The 19038-nt window shown below is 70.5% G+C and carries 22 protein-coding genes; 15 read left to right on the plus strand and 7 right to left on the minus strand.

Annotated elements, in window-relative coordinates; translation table 11 throughout:
• Nucleotides 1-82: 82 nt before the first annotated feature.
• Together BLT19_RS06120 and BLT19_RS06125 are read left to right on the plus strand one after the other, a co-directional pair.
• A complete protein-coding gene (locus BLT19_RS06120) occupies nt 83-727 on the plus strand; it encodes a TetR/AcrR family transcriptional regulator (protein WP_091487730.1) in 645 nt (214 codons plus the stop codon).
• Nucleotides 728-868: 141 nt separating this feature from the next.
• A complete protein-coding gene (locus tag BLT19_RS06125; protein ID WP_091487732.1) occupies nt 869-1219 on the plus strand; it encodes a hypothetical protein in 351 nt (116 codons plus the stop codon).
• Here BLT19_RS06125 and BLT19_RS06130 read toward each other — a convergent pair.
• Nucleotides 1178-2230, minus strand: a complete 1053-nt coding sequence (locus BLT19_RS06130; RefSeq protein ID WP_231917815.1) for an o-succinylbenzoate synthase — start codon at nt 2228-2230, stop codon at nt 1178-1180. The genes BLT19_RS06125 and BLT19_RS06130 overlap by 42 nt on opposite strands.
• Nucleotides 2231-2328: 98 nt before the next feature.
• Here BLT19_RS06130 and BLT19_RS06135 point away from each other — a divergent pair, with 98 nt between their 5' ends.
• From BLT19_RS06135 to BLT19_RS18095, 6 genes are all read left to right on the plus strand, one after another.
• A complete protein-coding gene (locus BLT19_RS06135) occupies nt 2329-2661 on the plus strand; it encodes a PadR family transcriptional regulator (protein ID WP_091487737.1) in 333 nt (110 codons plus the stop codon).
• A gap of 2 nt (nt 2662-2663) precedes the next feature.
• The gene (locus BLT19_RS06140; protein ID WP_091487740.1) at nt 2664-3656 is read left to right on the plus strand and encodes a permease prefix domain 1-containing protein; all 993 of its coding nucleotides are present in this window, start codon (nt 2664-2666) and stop codon (nt 3654-3656) included.
• A 69-nt stretch (nt 3657-3725) separates the two neighbouring features.
• A complete protein-coding gene (locus tag BLT19_RS06145) occupies nt 3726-4520 on the plus strand; it encodes an LLM class F420-dependent oxidoreductase (protein WP_091487742.1) in 795 nt (264 codons plus the stop codon).
• A 61-nt stretch (nt 4521-4581) separates the two neighbouring features.
• Entirely contained in the window at nt 4582-5490 is a 909-nt protein-coding gene (locus tag BLT19_RS06150; protein ID WP_091487744.1) for a 1,4-dihydroxy-2-naphthoyl-CoA synthase, read from the plus strand.
• 52 nt (nt 5491-5542) lie between these two features.
• A complete protein-coding gene (locus BLT19_RS06155) occupies nt 5543-6697 on the plus strand; it encodes an AMP-binding protein (RefSeq protein ID WP_091487747.1) in 1155 nt (384 codons plus the stop codon).
• A 49-nt stretch (nt 6698-6746) separates the two neighbouring features.
• Nucleotides 6747-6872 carry a hypothetical protein gene (locus BLT19_RS18095; RefSeq protein WP_269457427.1) on the plus strand — a complete coding sequence of 42 codons (126 nt, stop codon included), beginning with the start codon at nt 6747-6749 and terminating at the stop codon, nt 6870-6872.
• A gap of 39 nt (nt 6873-6911) precedes the next feature.
• Here the strand turns inward: BLT19_RS18095 and BLT19_RS06160 are convergent, their stop codons facing one another.
• Complete coding sequence (locus BLT19_RS06160; RefSeq protein ID WP_091487749.1) at nt 6912-7298, minus strand: VOC family protein; 387 nt, start codon at nt 7296-7298, stop codon at nt 6912-6914.
• A 168-nt stretch (nt 7299-7466) separates the two neighbouring features.
• On the opposite strand from BLT19_RS06160, the gene BLT19_RS06165 reads away from it, so the two are divergent.
• Nucleotides 7467-8447, plus strand: coding sequence for a 1,4-dihydroxy-2-naphthoate polyprenyltransferase (locus BLT19_RS06165; protein WP_091487752.1), 981 nt, complete (start codon nt 7467-7469; stop codon nt 8445-8447).
• Here the strand turns inward: BLT19_RS06165 and BLT19_RS06170 are convergent.
• Nucleotides 8403-8750: a DUF4229 domain-containing protein gene (locus BLT19_RS06170; protein WP_091487755.1), complete on the minus strand. Its 348-nt coding sequence runs from the start codon at nt 8748-8750 to the stop codon at nt 8403-8405. The two genes, BLT19_RS06165 and BLT19_RS06170, sit on opposite strands and share 45 nt — an antisense overlap.
• A gap of 99 nt (nt 8751-8849) precedes the next feature.
• Between BLT19_RS06170 and BLT19_RS06175 the strand changes: the two genes are divergently transcribed.
• The 4 genes from BLT19_RS06175 to BLT19_RS06190 are packed head-to-tail and all read left to right on the plus strand — an operon-like array spanning nt 8850 to nt 13741.
• Complete coding sequence (locus tag BLT19_RS06175) at nt 8850-9320, plus strand: PLD nuclease N-terminal domain-containing protein (protein ID WP_091487758.1); 471 nt, start codon at nt 8850-8852, stop codon at nt 9318-9320.
• 2 nt (nt 9321-9322) lie between these two features.
• A complete protein-coding gene (menD, locus tag BLT19_RS06180) occupies nt 9323-11137 on the plus strand; it encodes a 2-succinyl-5-enolpyruvyl-6-hydroxy-3-cyclohexene-1-carboxylic-acid synthase (protein ID WP_091487761.1) in 1815 nt (604 codons plus the stop codon).
• A gap of 19 nt (nt 11138-11156) precedes the next feature.
• Nucleotides 11157-12029 carry a PPK2 family polyphosphate kinase gene (locus tag BLT19_RS06185; protein WP_091487764.1) on the plus strand — a complete coding sequence of 291 codons (873 nt, stop codon included), beginning with the start codon at nt 11157-11159 and terminating at the stop codon, nt 12027-12029.
• Between the two features lie 35 nt (nt 12030-12064).
• Complete coding sequence (locus tag BLT19_RS06190; RefSeq protein WP_091487767.1) at nt 12065-13741, plus strand: DUF885 domain-containing protein; 1677 nt, start codon at nt 12065-12067, stop codon at nt 13739-13741.
• Here the strand turns inward: BLT19_RS06190 and BLT19_RS06195 are convergent.
• The 4 genes from BLT19_RS06195 to BLT19_RS06210 are packed head-to-tail and all read right to left on the minus strand — an operon-like array spanning nt 13728 to nt 17592.
• Nucleotides 13728-14732, minus strand: a complete 1005-nt coding sequence (locus tag BLT19_RS06195; protein WP_231917816.1) for an LLM class flavin-dependent oxidoreductase — start codon at nt 14730-14732, stop codon at nt 13728-13730. The two genes, BLT19_RS06190 and BLT19_RS06195, sit on opposite strands and share 14 nt — an antisense overlap.
• A complete protein-coding gene (locus BLT19_RS06200; RefSeq protein ID WP_091487771.1) occupies nt 14729-15070 on the minus strand; it encodes a TIGR04076 family protein in 342 nt (113 codons plus the stop codon). Before BLT19_RS06200 ends, BLT19_RS06195 begins: the two co-directional genes overlap by 4 nt.
• Nucleotides 15063-16286 carry a metal-dependent hydrolase family protein gene (locus BLT19_RS06205; RefSeq protein WP_091487774.1) on the minus strand — a complete coding sequence of 408 codons (1224 nt, stop codon included), beginning with the start codon at nt 16284-16286 and terminating at the stop codon, nt 15063-15065. The genes BLT19_RS06200 and BLT19_RS06205 overlap by 8 nt, the downstream gene beginning before the upstream one ends.
• A 10-nt stretch (nt 16287-16296) precedes the next feature.
• Complete coding sequence (locus BLT19_RS06210) at nt 16297-17592, minus strand: isochorismate synthase (RefSeq protein WP_231917817.1); 1296 nt, start codon at nt 17590-17592, stop codon at nt 16297-16299.
• Between the two features lie 24 nt (nt 17593-17616).
• Between BLT19_RS06210 and BLT19_RS06215 the strand changes: the two genes are divergently transcribed.
• Nucleotides 17617-18192, plus strand: a complete 576-nt coding sequence (locus BLT19_RS06215; RefSeq protein ID WP_231917818.1) for a DUF402 domain-containing protein — start codon at nt 17617-17619, stop codon at nt 18190-18192.
• A gap of 90 nt (nt 18193-18282) precedes the next feature.
• Nucleotides 18283-19032 (plus strand): demethylmenaquinone methyltransferase, encoded by a 750-nt coding sequence (locus BLT19_RS06220; protein ID WP_091487776.1) that lies wholly within the window; start codon nt 18283-18285, stop codon nt 19030-19032.
• Nucleotides 19033-19038: the final 6 nt, after the last annotated feature.

The raw sequence follows: 19038 nt of genomic DNA on the forward strand, positions 1-19038 counted from the left end.
CGAATACATCACTGCATCGTAAGGCGGGGCCGCGTCCCGAAACTGAAGAAGCCGTGTGAAGATGGCAGGCGGAGGAGGATGCATGACCGATGTGCTGGGTGCGACCACGCGACGCCGCGAAGCCACCCGTCAGAAGCTTCTCGATGCCGCGGCGCAGCTGTTCGCCGAAGAGGGTCTGGACGCGGCATCCGTCGAAGCGATCTGCGAACGCGCCGGCTTCACGCGCGGCGCGTTCTACTCGAACTTCGAGACCAAGGACGAGCTGTTCCTCGAGCTGTGCGGGCGGGTCGCGCGCGCACGCGTCGCCGCGGTGCGTGGGCGGGTCGCCGCGCTCGAGGGTGACGCGCAGTTCCCGCCGCTGACGGCCGATCCGCTCGCGATCGTGCGGCAGATCCTCGAAGTCACGGCGGATGACCGTCTCGGGATCCTCCTGATGAGCGAGATCCGCATCAATGCGCTGCGCAATCCGCAACTCGGCGCGGCCTACCTCGCGCAGGACGCGGAGTTGAGCGAGGGTGTCACGCAGATCGTGACGGATGTCGCGCAGGCCGCGGGCCTGAAGTTCCGCATCCCACCCGCAGAAGCCGCGCGTCTCATGCTGACGGTGTGGGAGAGCGAAGCCACGCGAGGCGTGATGTCCGGCGCCGAGGATGCGGAACTGTCTCGGCGCACCAGCGAAGGTCTGGCGCGGGTCGCGCAGCTGATCATCGAGCCGCCGCTGGCCTGATCGGGTCGCTCTGGGCGCCGCCTGCACACTGTCGCGGATTGCGCCAGCCCCCCTCGCCGGAAGGTGCAGAGGAGTTGGCTGAGCGGACGGTCGGCGACGGAAGCGATATGCGCTCCGTTCGCCTCGAGAGGGAGCGATCTGATGGACAGGATTCACTACGCGGGCCACTCCGTGCTGACCGGCACGGCGATCGCCGAGGCGCTGCTGGATTACGCGCAGGCGCTCGCGGAGGCGGGCGGATCCTCCACCGTCCAGCTTCCGATCCTCAACGAGGACGGATCGCGTGGCCGGTCGGAGGTGCTGGTCGGTCCGTCCAGTCAGCTCATCTCCGACGCGGAGGAATCCGAGCACGAGGAGCTCACGGACGTCGGTCTGGTCAGCAGACTGCGCACCGAGGCCGAGGGACTCCGTGCCCACGGGAAGCCGTCGACACCGCTGGAGATCGCCGCATCACCCGACGCGTCCGGCTCGTCGGCCGACTTCGATCTCTGAGCGCTCGCGCGGATCGGCGAGGAGGGCGTGGCAGCGTCCGATGCGGGCTCGCCACCATTCCAGGCGTTCATCGGATGCCGCGTGCTCAGCGAGGAGCGCCGTGACCGGGGTGACGCGTCCGACCGGCAACCTGCCATCGATCGGTGCCAGCGCGGGTGAGATCACGTCCGCAGTGAGCAGTGCGGCCGTCCCGAGACCGCAGTCGTAGTCCAGTTCGGGGAGGGCCGCGGCCAGCGAAAGGCCCATCGACAGTCCGACCGAGCTGTCCAGAGCGCTGGAGACGACCGCGGGAAGCCCCGCCGCGGCGACGATCTCGAGTGCGCGATGCGTGCCGCCGAGCGGCTGGGCTTTGATCACGAGCAGGTCGGCCGCGCCCGCACGAGCGACGGCGAGCGGGTCGGACGCTTTGCGCACGCTCTCATCGGCGGCGATCGGGATCCCCATGTACTTCACGCGCGCACGCAGCTCGGCGAGTTCCTCGACGCTCGCGCACGGCTGCTCGACGTATTCGAGATCGAACTCCGCCAGCGCGTGGATCGCATGCTCGGCCTCGTCGACGTTCCAGCCGCCGTTGGCGTCGATGCGGATCCGCCCTTCGACGCCCATGGCTTCTCGTACGGCCCGGACGCGGGCGACATCCTCGGCCAGGACCTGCCCGAGCTCGGCCACCTTGACCTTCGCGGTGCGGCACCCGTCGAATCGGGCGAGGATGCCGGCGACGGCAGAGGGCCGGACCGCCGGCACCGTCGCGTTGACGGGGATCGAGTCCCGCAGCGCCTCGGGCTGCGGCATCCATCCGAAATCGATCGCGGCTGCCAGCCACGGCGCTGCCTCGGCGTCGTCGTACTCGAGGAACGGCGAGAACTCCGTCCAGCCCTCCGGGCCGGACAGGAGCGCCGCTTCGCGAACGTCGATCCCGCGGAAGCGGGCCGCGAGCGGCAGCCTCACCACGACGAGTCGATCGAGCAGGTCGGCGAGCGGAGGAAGGGATGCTGCGGCGTCGGTGCTCACGCTCCCATCATGCCCGCCACGACGTCGCTGTGCGGCCCTTTGGTTGGCCATCAATGCGTCGTTGACTATAGTGTGCGATACACAGTACAGTGTGAAGCATGAGCGAGACCGAAGCACTCGAGACCCACCTGCAGGAGTTGCGGCGCGGCACCGTCGTGCTCGCCTGTCTGCGGATGCTCGCCGAGCCGGGATACGGCTACGGACTCCTCGAAGAGCTCCAGGCGCGCGGGTTCGACACCGACGCCAACACGCTGTACCCCCTGCTCCGGCGTCTCGAGAAGCAGGGACACCTCACGAGCGAGTGGAACACCGACGAGGCCAGACCCCGCAAGTTCTACCGCACCAGCGCCGCCGGACTGCGCCTGGCCGGTGCCCTCACCACCGAATTCCGAGCGCTCGCGAACGCGATCGACGCACTCCCGAAAGACTGACCATGACCACCGCAACCCTCACCGAGCGTTACATCCACGCCGCTACCCGCAGCGTGCCGGAGAAGAGCCGCGCCGACCTGCGCGCCGAGCTCGAGGCATCCATCGACGATGCCATCGACGCACGCATGGCATCCGGCGACGGCAGGGCGGATGCCGAGCGGGCCGTCCTCACCGAGATGGGCGATCCCGACCGGCTGGCCGCCGACTACTCGGATCGGCCGGCCTTCCTGATCGGTCCGCGCTACTACTTCGAGTGGCTTCGGCTCGTGAAGCTGCTGTTCGTGATCGTCCTGCCCCTCGCGGTCGCAGGCGTCGCACTCGGACAGCTGATCGCCGGCTCGACGAGCGGCGGCATCGTGGTCGGCGGGGTCATCGGATCGACGGTGGTGGCGGCGATGACGATCGCCCTGCACCTGGCGTTCTGGCCCACCCTGATCTTCGCGATCCTCGAGCGCAGCGATCGCTCCGCGTCGCCGGCATCTCGGGCGAGCGCCCCTTGGACGCAGTGGTCGCTCGATCGCCTGCCGGAGATCCGTCCGAAGGGCATCGGCACCGCCGACCTGGTCGCCTCGCTCGTGTACGTCGCCCTCATGATCGGCGCACTGCTGTGGGATCAGTTCGTCGGATTCGTCTTCATCGACGGCGACGGGGTGCCGATCCTCGATCCCGCGCTGTGGTCGTTCTGGCTGCCCGTGCTGCTCGTCGCGCTCCTCGGCGAGGCGGTGTTCGCGGTATTGCTGTTCCGCAGCGGTCGTTGGACCGCCGGCCTGGCGATCGCCAACGCCGTCCTTGCCCTCGTGTTCGCGGTGCCGATCGTCTGGCTCGTCGCGCAGGACGCGCTGCTGAACCCGGCGTTCTTCGCCGCTGTCGCCGGTGAGGACGCCGCTGAGGTCGGCTCGATCGTGGGGATCGTGGTCGCCTGCACCGCCGCCGCGATCGCGGTGTGGGACATCGTCGACGGCATCATCAAGGCGGTGCGCGCTCGCCGCGGGTGAGAGCACTCGCGACCCGCAGGCGACCCCGGCGCGACCCGAGTCGTAGCCGAGCGAATCTAGGCTGGAGCAATGCTCACCGACACCCCCGTACGGCTCGGCGTCCAGCTCAAGCCGCAGCACGTCGCCTACACCGACATCCGCGACGCGGTGCTGCGCCTGGAAGAGATGGGCGTGGACATCCTCTTCAACTGGGATCACTTCTTCCCGCTGTCGGGTGACCCCGACGGCCTGCACCTCGAGTCGTGGACGATGCTCGCGGCGTGGGCCGAGCAGACCGAGCGCGTCGAGTTCGGCGCTCTCGTGAACTGCAACAGCTACCGCAACCCCGACCTGCAGGCCGACATGGCCCGCACGATCGATCACATCTCGGCCAAGGGCGGCGAGGGCCGGTTCATCTTCGGCACCGGATCCGGCTGGTTCGAACGCGACTACGACGAGTACGGGTACGACTTCGGCACCGCGGGATCGCGCCTGAATGACCTTGCCGGAGGCCTGGATCGCGTCACCGCTCGCTGGGACGTGCTGAACCCCCCGCCGACCCGCCGCATCCCGATCCTCATCGGGGGCAAGGGCGAGCAGAAGACGCTGCGCATCGTCGCCCGTCACGCGAACATCTGGCACAGCTTCGTCGGCGCCGACGAGCTGCCGCACAAGCTGTCGGTGATCGACGACTGGGCGCAGAAAGAGGGCCGCGACACCTCGGACCTGATCGTCTCGAACGAACTCGAGCGCCGCGATCAGCCGGACGCGGACGCCCTCCACGCCGCCGGGACCCGACTGTTCACCCTCGGCTTCGGTGGCCCGGACTGGGACTACGACCTCGTCCGGTCCTGGCTGCGGTGGCGCGACGAGAAGAACGGCTGACCGCCTCCTCGGGAGTGCGGGCTCTCCGCTGGCGCGGGCGCGCGCCGCGTAGGCTGGCCCGGTGAGCGTTTCCGAACTTTTCGACGAGGACGAGTGGATGCCGGCGCCCGGCGCTCCCGCGGACGAATACACCGACATCACCGCGCACGTGTCGACGGACGGGCGCATCGCGCGGATCGCGTTCCATCGGCCGGAGGTGCGCAACGCTTTCCGGCCGCACACGGTCGATGAGCTGTATCGAGCCTTGGACATCGCCCGGCAGGACCCGCGGATCGGCGTGGTGCTGCTGACCGGCAACGGTCCGAGCGCCAAGGACGGCGGATGGGCGTTCTGCTCGGGCGGCGATCAGCGGATCAGGGGTCGCGATGGCTACAGGTACGCCGGCGACGACGCCGCGATCGCCGATCCGGGGCGGTCGGGCCGCCTGCACATCCTCGAAGTCCAGCGTCTGATCCGCACGATGCCGAAGGTCGTGATCGCCGTGATCCCAGGCTGGGCGGCGGGCGGCGGGCATTCGCTTCATGTGGTCTGCGACTTGAGCATCGCCTCGGCCGAACACGGGCGGTTCAAGCAGACGGACGCCGATGTCGGGTCGTTCGACGCCGGTTACGGCTCGGCCTACTTCGCCCGCCAGATCGGGCAGAAGTTCGCCCGCGAAGTGTTCTTCCTCGCCGAGGAGTACTCGGCCCAGCGCGCGTACGAGATGGGGGCGGTCAACCGCGTCGTGCCGCACGCCGAACTCGAGCGCGAGGCGATCGCGACGGCGCGGACGATCCTCACGAAATCGCCGACGGCGATCCGGATGCTGAAATTCGCGTTCAACGCCGTCGACGACGGTCTCATGGGGCAGCAGGTCTTCGCAGGTGAGGCGACGCGCCTGGCATACGGCACCGACGAAGCGGTCGAGGGTCGGGACGCGTTCCTTCAGAAGCGGGAGCCCGACTGGTCGCCGTATCCGTGGCAGTACTGATGCGCGTGCGAGGTCTCGTGCATCCGGCCGGCTCGCGCACGCCGAGGCGGTCGTGAGACTCGAAGCACTGGTCGGCGACGACCCGCGCGACGTGCTCCGTGCGCTCAAGGGCGCGCTGCACGGCGCGGGCCCGGCGCTCGGGCTCGGCATGGTCAGCGATCTGCCCGCCGACGTGCGACCTGGCACCGCGGTCGTGGTGACGACCTCGGGTTCGACCGGCGTGCCCAAGAGCGTCCTGCTCAGCCGTGACGCCCTCACCGCGAGTGCGCTGGCCACCGCCGACCGCATCGGCGAAGGCGCGTGGCTGCTCGCGCTGCCGGCGAGCTACGTCGCCGGCATGCAGGTGCTCGTGCGTTCCATCGTCGCCGATCGTGAGCCCGCGGTGATGAGCGGGGCATTCACCGCGCAGGCCTTCACCGCGGCCGCCCTGATGATGGTGTCGACGGACCGCGGCATCCGGATTCCGACCTACACCTCCCTGGTGCCCGCGCAGCTGACGAAGCTGCTGGACGCGGCCGTGCACGATGGCACCGTCCTGGCGGCGCTGCGCTCGTTCGAGACGATCCTGATCGGCGGTCAGGCGCTGCCGGCCGTAACGCTCGAGCGAGCGGTGGATGCCGGTGTCCGCGTCACCCGCACCTACGGTTCGACCGAGACCAGCGGAGGATGCGTGTACGACGGACGACCACTGCGCGGCGTCTCGGTGCGGATCGCGGAGGGAGAGGTGCGCATCGCGGGTCCGACCCTCGCCGACGGATACCTCGGCGATCGCGACACGACGGACATCGTCTTCGTCCGCGATGACGCCGGCACGCGCTGGTATCGCACCGGCGACGCCGGCTTGATCGAAGACGATGTGCTCCGAGTCCGCGGCCGTATCGACAATGTGATCGTCTCCGGCGGCCTCAATGTCTCGCTGGACCGCGTGGAGCGGATCGTGCGGGGTATCGCCGGGCTGGAGTCTGCGGTCGTCGTCGGCGTTACCGACGCGCGCTGGGGCGAGGCATCCGTCGTCGTGGTCGCCCGCGGAGAGGCACTGCGCCGCAGCGAATCCGTGCAGCTCGAGGAAGCACGGGCCGCCGTCGCGGCGGAGATCGGCCCGCACGCCCGGCCCAAACGGCTGATCCTCGTGGACGATCTGGCCACCCTGCCCAGCGGCAAGCCCGACCGCGAGGCGATCAGGGCCGCGGTCAACGCGCTGCACTGAGTCGGAGGGCGTGCGGGCCTGGAACCGGACGCGGTTGGAAGCACTGAGCGTGTCTCGGCAGGGAGCCTCGGGGCGCGGCCGAGCGATCACCGCACTCGTCCTCGCCTACGCCAGTCTCGCGATCTGCTTCTTCACGACCCTGTTCCGGGTGATCACGATGGCCGTTCCGCGCTGACGGCGACGTGCCGGCGAGCGTTCATGCTCGTCGCGGACCTCAGGCAGCGGAGCGATCCCCGGTGTCGACGACGCAGAACCGATTGCCTTCGGTGTCCTCCAGCACGATCCAGTCCGCGTCCGGCGGATAGCGGTCCCAGTCCACGTCCCGCGCGCCGAGTCCCTTGAGCCGCTCGACCTCGGCTGCCTGATCGTCCGCGTACAGATCGAGATGGATGCGCGGCGGATAGTGCTGCGGATACCCGGTCACCGACAGCGCGATGCTCGCTGCGCTCGGGGCATCCCAGCTCGTCTTGTCCGGCGGGTCGAGGATCACCCAGTCATCGGACGGTTCGCCGCGGTTCACATACCCCAGCGCCGCCCGCCAGAAGTCGCCGGCGCGTTCGATGTCCTCGACGGTCAGCACGATCGTTCCGATGCGCAACATGACCCCATCATCCGCGTACCCCGCGACACGGTCCAGGGTCTGACGCCGAACCCGAGCGGGCAAGTTGCGCCCGAGCGGGCAGCGTGTGCAACGTGGCGGCGTGCCCGCTCGGGAGCAGAGTGCCCGCTCGCGAGGTTCGCATCGGCACGGGCCGTAGGATGATCCCTCGTGGCAGGCACCCCCAGTAAGAAGCGCAAGCGTCCCGGTCCGTCCAAACAGGTGCACCGGGGCAATCCGCAGAAGGCGCACGAGTCTCGAGACCCGCGCCGGGTCGAGAAGGCGACGCCGCGCGACTGGATCGCCGCTGCCCGCCTCCGCACGCTTCCGCTGGCGATCACGCCGATCCTGATCGGCACGGGCGCGGCCCTGGTCGTGGACCGCGAGTTCCACTGGGTGATCGCCCTGTTCTGCCTGATCGTCTCGGTCAGCCTGCAGATCGGCGTCAACTTCGCGAACGACTACAGCGACGGCATCCGCGGCACCGATGATCACCGGGTCGGCCCCGCACGCCTGACCGCGTCGGGCAAGGCGTCCGCGCGCAGCGTGATGTTCGCGGCGCTGCTCTTCTTCGCGGTCGGTGCGCTCGCGGGGATCGCGATCGTGATCCGCACCCAGCAGTGGTGGCTGCTCCTGGTCGGCGCGGTCTGCATCCTCGCAGCCTGGTTCTACACCGGCGGCAAGCGGCCCTATGGCTACTACGGCCTGGGCGAGCTGTTCGTGTTCGTGTTCTTCGGTCTGGTCGCGACCGTCGGAACGACGTACGTCCAGGTGCTCGCGGTGCCGCAGGAGGCCTGGTTCGGCGCTGCGGCCGCCGGGTTCCTCGCATGTGCGGTGCTGCTCGCGAACAACCTGCGCGACATCGACCAGGACCGGATCGCCGGAAAGCGCACCCTCACCGTGCTCATCGGCAAGCGGGCGACCCAGGCGCTGTTCACGGTGTTCGTGCTCGTGCCGTTCGCGATCTCGGCGTGGCTGGCGCTGTATTACCCGATCGCGTGGCTCACGCTGCTCGCACTGCTCGGTGCGCTGCCTGCGATCCTCATCGTGTGGACGTACCGGCTGCCGCGGGAACTGGTCGTCGCGCTGAGCGTGACCTCGCTGACCTCAGTCGCGTACGGGGCGCTGCTGCTCTGGGCGTTCGTCGGCTGACCCGGCCGGCAGTACGTCCGCCGCAGCGCCGGAGAGCGGAGTCGACTCGGCGGCGGCATCCTCCGCCTCCTCGTCGCTGACCGCACTGCGTGGACGCTCACGCCGCTCGGCGAGCCCCGACGTCGCCTCGGCCAGTGGCCGGCGCAGGAACAGCAGCGACAGGCTGAGACCGATCAGTGCGGCGAAGATCGCCGCCAGCCAGTACAGCTCGCGGAACACCGGGAACAGCATCAGGATGCCGAACGGCACCAGGAATGCCAGGAGCCGCAGCACCGAATACAGGAGGGCGGAGCGGGCTTTCATCCGCTCAGTCTAATTCCGCGACGCGGCTGGGCCTGGGACTGTCCTCTCAGTACGGCCACGGCCGGGGCCGCTTCCGTTCCGCGCGCCTAGGATGGAACCGTGGCGAGAGTCCTGTTGATTCTGGCGCTGGTGGCTACCGCGTTCTGGGTGTTCACCATCGTCGATGTCAGCGTGCAACCAGCCGCCCGTCATCGTGGCGTGACCAAGCCGATCTGGATCCTCATCGTGATCCTCCTGCCAGTCCTCGGCGGCCTGCTGTGGCTCACCGTCGGCCGCGTGCGCCGCTCGACGCTGGCGGCGCGCCGCGCTCCCGACGACGATCCCGAGTTCCTCGGCAAGATCGGCACCCTCAGCGATCAGGACGAGCGCATCCGCCGCCTCGAGGAAGAGCTGGCGCAGCTCGATGCCGAGGCTGATGATCCACGATGGACCGCAGGTGGCGATGCGAAGCCCGCGGCGCCCGAGGCGGCCACGCCGGGCACCGTGACCCCCGAGGCTCCGACGCGCGGCACCGACCGTCCCGCCGAGGGCGATGACGACACCCGCGGTCAGCGCGGAGCCGTCGGCTAGTCGTGGCCGATGATCTTCGGGGACTCGCCTCCCCGTCGACCGATGCCGCGGCCGCCCTGCTGTGCCGGCTGGTCGAACTCGGCATCCGTCACCTCGTCCTGAGCCCGGGATCGCGATCCCAGGCGCTCGCGCTCGTGGCCGCCGAGCTGGAGCGGCGCGGCGAGGTCCGCGTCCACGTGCGCATCGACGAGCGGGTGGCCGGATTCACGGCCCTGGGCATCGGTCGCGAACTCCGCAGCCCTGCCGTGGTCGTGTGCACCTCCGGCACCGCCGCCGCCAACCTGCTGCCCGCCGCCCTCGAGGCCCATCACGCCGGAGTGCCGCTGCTGCTGCTGACCGCCGACCGGCCGCCCGAGCTGCGCGGTGTCGGCGCGAACCAGACGACTCGTCAGCCCGGCATGTTCACGCCGAACACGCGCTTCGAGGCGGACCTGCCCGTTCCCGAGGAGACCGACCCCGACGGTGACGGTGCGCAGAGCCTGCTGCTGCGACAGGTCGCCGAGGAGGCGTTCGCCGCGGCGATGGGCGCGGGAACGCGGGCACCCGGTCCGGTGCACCTGAACCTCCCATACCGTGAACCGCTCGGCGGGCATCTGCCGCCCTGGCTCGGCGCGCCCAGCGCAGAGCTGACGGTGGGCGACGGGGACGTCGACCTCGATGCGGCCCCGGTCGAGGTCGATCCCGAGGACGAGCCGTCCGGCGCGCTCTATCAGGGCGGCGGCGGCATCGGCGAGGCGGATGTCCCCCTCGAGCCCGTCGATCTACCGTTCCTGCTGGAGCGCGGTCCGCGCACGGTGGTGATCGCGGGAGCGGATGCCGGCGCAGGCGCCGAAGAACTCGCACACGTCGGCGGCTGGCCGCTGATCGCCGAGATCGTGAGCGGTGCGCGCTTCGGGCGGAACCTCGTGCACGGGTACCGTGACCTGCTCCGGGATCCGCTCCTCGGTGGCCGCATCGAGCGCATCGTCGTGCTCGGACACCCCACGCTCAGTCGGGAGTCCGTCGCCGTCCTGTCCGATCCACAGATCGACGTCTTCGCGGTGCGCGGGCCCGGCGAGCCGCTCAACCTGAACGGCGCGACCGTCGCGCTCGATGCCGTCGCCGTCAATGCAGGAGAGGTGGACCGGGCGTGGCTCGGCGACTGGCTGCTCGCCTCCCGCGCGGCGTTCGTCGACCTCACTCCTGCGGCGCCGGACGTCGACGGGCTGGCCTCTCCCGTGCCCAGCGAGCGTCGCGATGCGATCCAGAACGAACTGAGTGCGATCCGCGCCCCGCTGGATCGCGCGGCCCTGGTCGATGCCGTCTGGCGTGCGACGTGGCCGCACGATCGGCTCGTCTTCGGCTCGTCGCGTCTGGTCCGCGTCGCGGACGCGGTGCTGGGCGGCAAGAAGGTTCCCGTGCACGCCAACCGCGGGCTCGCGGGCATCGACGGCACGGTGGGGACCGCGATCGGGGTCGCCGTCGCATCCCAGGGCGGCGGTGGGGCGGGTGTGACCAGGGTGCTGCTGGGCGATCTCGCCTTCCTGCACGACGTCGGCGCCCTGCTGCTCCCCCCGCACGAGAGCGAGCCGCGCATCCAGGTCGTCGTCGGCAACGACGGGGGCGGAACGATCTTCGATTCTCTCGAGGTCGCCGGCATCGCCCCGCACGACGCGATGGACCGCGTGCTCTTCACCCCGCACACCACCCGACTCGAGCAGCTGGCGCTCGCGTACGGCTGGGAGTACCGTCGCGTGACGACGCGGACCGCCCTCGACCAGGTGCTGACCGCCCCGGTCGGCGGACGTCAGCTCATCGAGGTTCCGCTGCCCCGCTGAGACACGCCATCATGTCTTCATGACGGGAAAAAGCCAGAAGCACTGGACAGCGGATGCCGCGGAGCTCCTCAGCGTCGGAGCCGATTTCTCACTCGACGATGTCGACCCCGAAGGCACGCCCGGCTATGACGGTGGGAAGACGGGCGCCGTAGACGACCTCGCCAGAGGTGCCGGGGCCCTCGACGAACTGCAGGAGCGGCTCTACGCGCAGAGCCGGGTCGCCGAGACGGGCGACACCGCGGCATCCGTCCTCCTCGTACTGCAGGCGATGGACTCCGCCGGAAAGGGCGGGATCATCCGGCACGTCGTCGGGTCCGTCGACCCGCAGGGCATCGCCTTGACGGCCTTCAAGAAACCGACCGCGGAGGAGCTCGCGCACGACTTCCTCTGGCGCGTGGAGAAGCGGCTGCCGAACCCGGGCTTCATCGGCGTCTTCGACCGGTCGCACTACGAGGACGTGCTGATCGGGAGCGTGCGCTCGCTCGCACCCGCCGACGAGATCGAGCGCCGTTTCGGAGCGATCAACGAGTTCGAGCGCCGCGTGACGGATGCCGGCACCCGCATCGTCAAGGTGATGCTGCACATCTCAGCCGACGAGCAGAAGGTGCGGCTGATGGAGCGACTGGACCGCCCCGACAAGCACTGGAAATACAACCCGGGAGACGTCGACGAGCGCGAGCTGTGGCCGGCCTACATGGCCGCATACCAGACCGTCTTCGAGCGCACGTCGACCGGCGATGCGCCGTGGCACGTCGTGCCCGCGAACCGGAAATGGTATGCGCGGCTGGCCGTCCAGCAGCTGCTGCTCGGAGCGCTGACCGAGATCGACCCGCAGTGGCCGGCAGCCACCTTCGACGTCTCGGCGGAGAAGGCGCGGCTCGCAGCAACCTGAGCTGTCCCCACCTCCGTCGCTCGTAGGCTGGGTCGGTGAAACGCGCCGCTGACCCCGTACGCCGGATCGCCGACAGCTACGTCGCCGAACTGGCCCGCCACGAGCCCGATGCCGCGCAGGCGGCCGGGCTGCCCTCGCCCGGGCCGCTCGCCGATATCGGACCGGAGTGGCTGCAGCGCAAGTACGTGCTGCAGGGCGAGACGATCGAGGCGCTGAACGCTGTTGCGGCCGGAGACGGCGATGCCACGCTGCGCGCGGCGCTGCGCGAGCGCCTCGAACGCGAGCGACTGCTCTTCGACACCGGATTCACGTCTCGGCTGGTCGCCGGGCTCGCCAGTCCGATCCACCTGATCCGATACGCGATCGAGGGATTGCGCGTGACTCCGGATGCGGCGGGCGGAGAGCTCCTCGCCCGGGTCGAGGCCGTGCCGCATGGCGTCGCGCAGTACATCGCCGCCCTTCGCTGGTCGCGAGACCATGCAGACCGGTTCCTCGGGACCGGCGTGGCACCGCGGCGCCAGCTGGACACGCTCGCCGGGCAGCTCGACCTCTGGCTGGAAGCCGATTGGTTCGGCTCGGTCCCGGTCGCCGACGACCTGGGGGCGCAGGAGCGCGCCCGCCTGCGCACTGCAGCCGACGCGGCCAACGTCGCCCTGCGCGAGCTCGTCGCCGTCCTGCGGGAGGAACTGCGACCGGTCGCGCCGTGCGCGGACGGTGTCGGCGCCGATGTGTACGCGGCCATGGCCGCCGGGATGCTCGGTGCGCGCATCGATCTCGCCGACACGTACGCCTACGGGTGGTCCGAGCTCGAGCGCCTGGTCGCCGAGGCGCGGGTGCTGGCCGCCGAGCTCGGCGACCAGGACGCGGACCCGGTCCGCGACGCCGCCGATCGACTGGATGCCGATCCGCGCTACCGGCTGGAGGGAGTGTCCGCCATCCGCGACTGGCTCGAACGCCGCGTCGGCGAGACGACCGAGGCTCTGACCTCCGCATTCGACCTGCCGCCCGGCATCCGACAGGTGGAGTGCGTCGTCGCGGAAGCCTCCACCGGGGTCGTCTACTACACGCCGGCGTCCCCGGACGGCTCGGTGCCGAGCCGCATCGTCTGGACGATCCCCAGCGGCGTCCCCGTCGCGGCGAGCTGGCAGGAGGTGACGAGCGTGCACCACGAGGGCTTGCCCGGTCACCACCTGCAGTTCGCGGTGACGGCATCGCTCGAGCACCTGCATCCCTGGCAGCGTCACCTCTGCCACATCCACGGCTACGCGGAGGGGTGGGCGCACTACGCCGAACAGCTCGCCGACGAGCTCGGACTCATCCGCAATCCGGCCGAGCGGCTCGGCCTCCTGCTCGGACAGATCTGGCGCTCGGTGCGCATCGTCGCCGACATCGGGCTGCACACGGGCTGGGCGATCCCCGCGAACCCGCTCGTCGCCGCGACCGAGTGGACGCCCGAACTGGCGAAGCGGATGCTGGTCGAGCTGGCGCTGGTCGATCCGTCGCTCGCGGGCTTCGAGGTGGACCGCTACCTCGGGTGGCCAGGGCAGGCGCTCGCCTTCAAGGTCGGCGCCCGGCTGTGGCACGAGGCGCGGACGACTCGGCAGGCCGCTGAGGGTGAGTCGTTCTCGCTACGGGAGTTCCACCGCGCGGCGCTCGGACTGGGCCCGATGGGGCTCGACCCGCTGCGCGAGCTGCTGCTCAGCCGGCGCTGAGCCGGGGGAGCACCTCGCGACCAAGCATCCGGATCCCCTCCGCGGAATCGATGCCGTGCGGCGTGCCGAACTCGATGCGGTCCACCCCCGCCTCGATCAGTCGCTGCGCGTGTGCGGCGATGTCATCGGGCGTGCCGGCGAAGGCGAAGACGTCCAGGACGTCGCGGGGGACGAGCCGGCCGGCACCCTCCCCGTCGCCCTCCGCCAACCGGGCGCGGATCGCGGGAAGAAGATCATCGGGCAGGGTGACGGTGGGATCCAGCGCCGCCACCACATCGAGGTACATCGCCACCTGTCGCCGGGCGTGCGTGCGGGCGAGCTCGCCATCGCGATCGACGACGGTCACCGCCCCCAGCACGACGCCGACCGATCCGGCCGGGCGACCCGCGCGGGCCTCGCCGCGAGCAACCCGAGCGCGCACGACCTCGACCATCGCCGGATTGGCGCTGCCGCCGACCTTGATCTCGTCGGCGACCTCGCCGGCCAGGGTCATCCCGAGCGGTCCCCATGAGCCCAGGAGGATCGGCGCGTCGGCGCGCGCGAGCGGATAGCGCAGCGTGACTCCCGGCTCGAGCCGGAAGGTGGTCCCCGCGTACCCCGCGCCGTCGCCGCAGAGCAGCGCGCGGACGAAGCCGACCGCATCGCGGAGGTGGGCGATGGGCCGTGGTGCGTCGACGCCGATCGCCTCCAGCCAGGATCCTTTCGCGAGACCGAGGTACGCTCGGCCCGCGGAGGCAGCATCCACCGCAGCGAACTGTCCCGCGATCTCGTAGGGGTGCAGGGTGAACGGATTCCAGCATGCGCACCCCAGCCTGATCCGGCTCGTCGCATGCGCCATCTCCAGCAGCGCCCCGATCGGAGGCTGATACAGCAGGTCGCTGAAGACGCTGACGCCGTCGAATCCGAGGTCCTCGGCGAGCACCGCCAGCGCGGCGTAGTCGCCCGGCGCCTTGTCGGTCTGCAGCCCGAGCGAGAGCGGGATGCGGTTCACGTGAGGTCGTCCGTGACCATGCGACGACGGCCGGTCCGCTCGATCCGCATGATCAGGCGCTCGTCCGGGTCGGGGCAGGCCACCATGCTGTCGCGCTCGAGCCAGTCTCCGGCGGGCAGATCCCGCTGTTTCGCGGGCAGGAGGGGAAGGGCCGCCTGCAGCGCGTAGATGCAGAAGTGCCCGCCGTCGGGCAGGCGCAGCCTGCTGCTCTCGACCAGGTCGATCGAATCGCCGACCTCCATGCCGCACACCGAGCGACCCTCGATGCGATCGACGACGACGCGCAGATCGTAGAGCTCGGTCACGTCGGCCTCCGGCGTCTGCCCGGGATCAGTCACGACGCACCACCACCCCGCCCTTCATGACGAAATCCAGGTCGCGCAGTGCGCGGATGTCGGATGCCGGGTCCTCCGGCATCGCGATCAGGTCGGCGAACCGGCCGCGCTCGATGGTGCCGATCCGATCGGAGACGGCGAGCCATTCGGCCGGGGCCGCGGTCGCGGCGCGCACCGTGGCAGCCGCATCGAGGCCGCCGGCCTGCATGTGCTCGAGTTCTCGGACGACGGCGCTTGTGCCCTCGAAGTCCCAGAACGGGGGCATGTCGCTGCCCAGCAGCACCTCGACGCCGGCATCCAGCGCCATCCGGAAGGACTCGAGGTGGCGCGGACCGGCCGCCAGCGAACGCTCCTGCATCCACCGCGGCACGCCGAGGTCGTCGAAGAAGGCCTGCGCGCGGGTCACCACGAGCGTCGGCACCAGGGCGGTGCCCCGAGCCGCCATCAGCGCCGCCACTGCGGGTGTCAGCTCGTATCCGTGCTCGACGCAGTCCAGACCCAGCTCGACCGCCTCCGCGATGATCGCGGCGGGACCGGCGTGCGCGGTGACCTTTCGCCCCCAGGCGTGTGCGGTCGAGATCACGGCAGCCATCTCGTCGCGGGTCAGCTGCGGGGTGTCGATCTGCTCGTGCTGACCGGCGATGCCGCCCGAGATCATGATCTTGATCAGGTCCGCACCGAGGGCGATCTGGCTCCGGGCGCCACGGGTGAAGGCATCCGCGCCGTCGCATTCGATCGTGTCGTCCGAGTCGAACCCGTGGCCGCCGGTGCAGCACAGCGCCCGTCCGGCGGTGAAGATGCGCGGGCCGGGAACGCGGCCGGCCTCGATCGCGCGCCGCAGCGCGAAGTCCGCGCCGCCTTTCTCGGCCACGCAGCGCGCCGTCGTGACTCCCGACAGGAGTGTGCGTCGGGCGCCGTCGGCCATGTACAGGGCGAGCTCGGCGGGATCGAGCGAGCTCACCGCGTCGCCGCCGTCGCCCGGCAGCGACAGCGAGAAGTGCGTGTGCATGTTGATCAGGCCGGGCATCACGAACCGGCCGCCCAGGTCGACGGCTCCATCGCGCGGCGCGTCGGCGGCATCGACGATCTCGGCGAGGACGCCGTCACGGATGATCAGCGCGAGACCGTCGCGCGGTTGCGGACGCAGTCCGTCCACGAGCACGAGATTCGTCAGCACCGCGTCGCCGACGGTGGGCAGGGAGGGGACGGCGCCGCTCATCGCCGGAACCTCATGCCAGCGCGTCCACGATCGGCCGGAACTTGACGCGGGTCTCCAGCAGCTCTGCCTCGGGATCGCTGCCGGCCACGATCCCGGCGCCGGCGTGCGCGCGCAGTGGGATGTCGTCGCGACCGTCCGCCGGCACGGTGTCCAGGTCGAACTGCGCACCGCGCAGCGCGATGGCCCACTCGCCGTCGCCGTTCGCGTCGATCCAGCCGACGGGGCCCGCATAGCGGCCGCGGTCCTGCGGTTCGAGCCTCCGGATGACCTCGAGCGCGGCATCGGTCGGGGTGCCCGCCACGGCCGCGGTGGGGTGCAGTGCGGCGACCATGTCGAGCGCGGAGGCACCGTCGCTGAGCTCGCCTTCGACGTCGGTCGCCAGATGGAAGACGTTCGGGAGCTTCAGCGTGAAGGGCTGTTCGCTCGCCGCGAGTGCGCTCGTGTGGGGGCGGAGGGATGCGAGCACGCTCTGCACCGCGTACGCGTGCTCGTCCTGATCCTTGGCGCTGGTGGCCAGCGTGAGGGATGCCGCGGTGTCGGCATCCGCATCGGCGCCGCGCGGCGCCGTGCCGGCGAGGACCCGAGCGGTGACCGTGCCGCCGGTCACGGTGACGAGGGTCTCCGGGCTCGCACCGAGACAGCCGTCGACGGCATAGGTCCAGCAGTCCGGGTAGCCGGAGGCGAGGGCACGCACCAGGCGCCGGAGGTCAGACCCCGCCGGCACGGAGCCGACCAGGTCGCGCGCGAGAACGACCTTGCTCACATCGCCGCCCGCGATCGTCTCGAGCGCGTTGCGCACCGCAGCCTGGTAGCCCGCGGGATCCAAGGCCCCGGGGCCGAGCTTCGCCGACCAGTACGGTCCGTAGGGCGTCGGTTCGGGCGGAACCGATGCGTCGGCATCGCTCACGCCGACGGCCGCGTCGGCGTGGGTGATGCGCGTGACCCAGGAACGCCCGTCGCGGCGCCCGACGATGATCGACGGCACGCTGAGGATGCTCCGTGCCGGCGATCGCGGATCGAAGGTGAACGCGCCGAACGCCAGCAGTCCGGTTCCGCGGAGGCCCACGGGGTCGTCGATCTCGGCGGTCGCCGCGAGCGCTCGCCATCGCGCGCCGATGTCGAAGCGGGTGGGATCCCCCGGGGAGACGAACGCGTGGGACTCGCCGAACGCCGCCATGGCATCGCCGCGGCGGCTCCAGAACATGGGGCGCGCGGCTTCGGCGTACTCCAGGACGTCGTCGATCGCATCGACTTCGCGGGTGACCACCCGCAGGCGAGGCGTCGGCAGCTCCTGCAGGTCGGTCACGAACTCCAGCCTAGACTCGCATCCGTGAGCGAAGACTCGACCGGGCTGCCTGCCGCCGACCCCCGTCCGGCTCCGGGTACGCGGCTGGTGTTCCGCTGGCGCAAGTGGGATGGCGGCGCGCACTGGGTGCACGAATGCGTATATCTCGGCAGCGACCGGTGGGGTGACTGGTTCGGTCAGCCCGCGGGGTGGCGCAGCTTCCGTCCCGGCCGGGATTTCCTGGCCGGTGCGAACAACGTGACGCTGCTGCCGCCGAGCGGCGACTACGCGCTGACCGTCAACGAGATCCCGGGCGCCTCGTACCGCACGTACATCGACATCGCGTGGGACGCGCGCTGGCAGGACGGCGAGCCGACCGGCATCGACATGGATCTCGACGTCGTGAACGCGGTGGACGGGCGCGGCATCTTCATCGACGACCGCGACGAGTGGGACGAGCATCGGGTGCGATACGGGTACCCGCTGGATCTCGTCGAGCGACTCGAAGCGCTCGCGGTCGATCTGGAGCGTCGGGTCACGGCCGCCGAAGCGCCGTTCGACGACGCGACGGCGGATGCCTGGCTCGCGCGCCTGTCCGCACTGGGCCTCGCGGCATCCTGAGCACGGTCCTGAGCAGCATCTCCTGAGCAGCAGCTCCGAGCGGCATCTCCAAGCGGCATACTCCGCGGCGTGCGAACGTAGACTCGACGGGTGACTCCGAGCCCCGATGAGGCCAACCGCGCCGACCTGCACAAGGATCCCGCGCGCGTCAGCGGCATGTTCGATCAGGTCGCGAAGAACTACGACCGCACCAACACCGTCCTGAGCCTCGGCAACGACCGCATGTGGCGCGCCGCGACGACGCGTGCCGTCGCCCCGCGCCCAGGTCAGCGCATCCTCGACCTCGCCGCCGGCACCGGTGCGAGCGCCGTCGCGCTCGCCCGCAGCGGCGCGCAGGTCGTCGCGGCCGACTTCTCGCCCGGGATGATCGCCGAGGGGCAGCGCCGCTACGGGGCGAGCGCGCCGGGTGGCGGCATCCGGAACCTGTCCTTCGTCGAGGCCGACGCGACCGACCTGCCGTTCGCAGACGAAGAGTTCGACACCGTCACGATGTCCTTCGGGCTCCGCAACGTGAACGACCCGAAGAGGGCGCTGCGCGAGCTGCAGCGGGTCACGAAGCCCGGCGGCCGCCTGGTGGTCTGCGAGTTCTCTCAGCCGCCGTCGCGTGCCTTCCACGGGCTGTACCGCTTCTACAACGATCGCATCCTTCCGGTCGTCGCCAAGACCGTGAGCTCGAACGCCGACGCCTACGACTACCTCAACGAGTCGATCAGGGATTGGCCCGACCAGCGCACGCTGTCGGCGTGGATCCGCACGGCGGGCTGGACTGACGTCGCCTACCGCAACCTCTCGCTGGGGATCGTGGCGCTGCATCGGGCTCGGAAGCCGGACGTTGGATAGTGCCGA

It is taken from the genome of Microbacterium pygmaeum (assembly GCF_900100885.1).
GTDB classification, from domain to species: domain Bacteria; phylum Actinomycetota; class Actinomycetes; order Actinomycetales; family Microbacteriaceae; genus Microbacterium; species Microbacterium pygmaeum.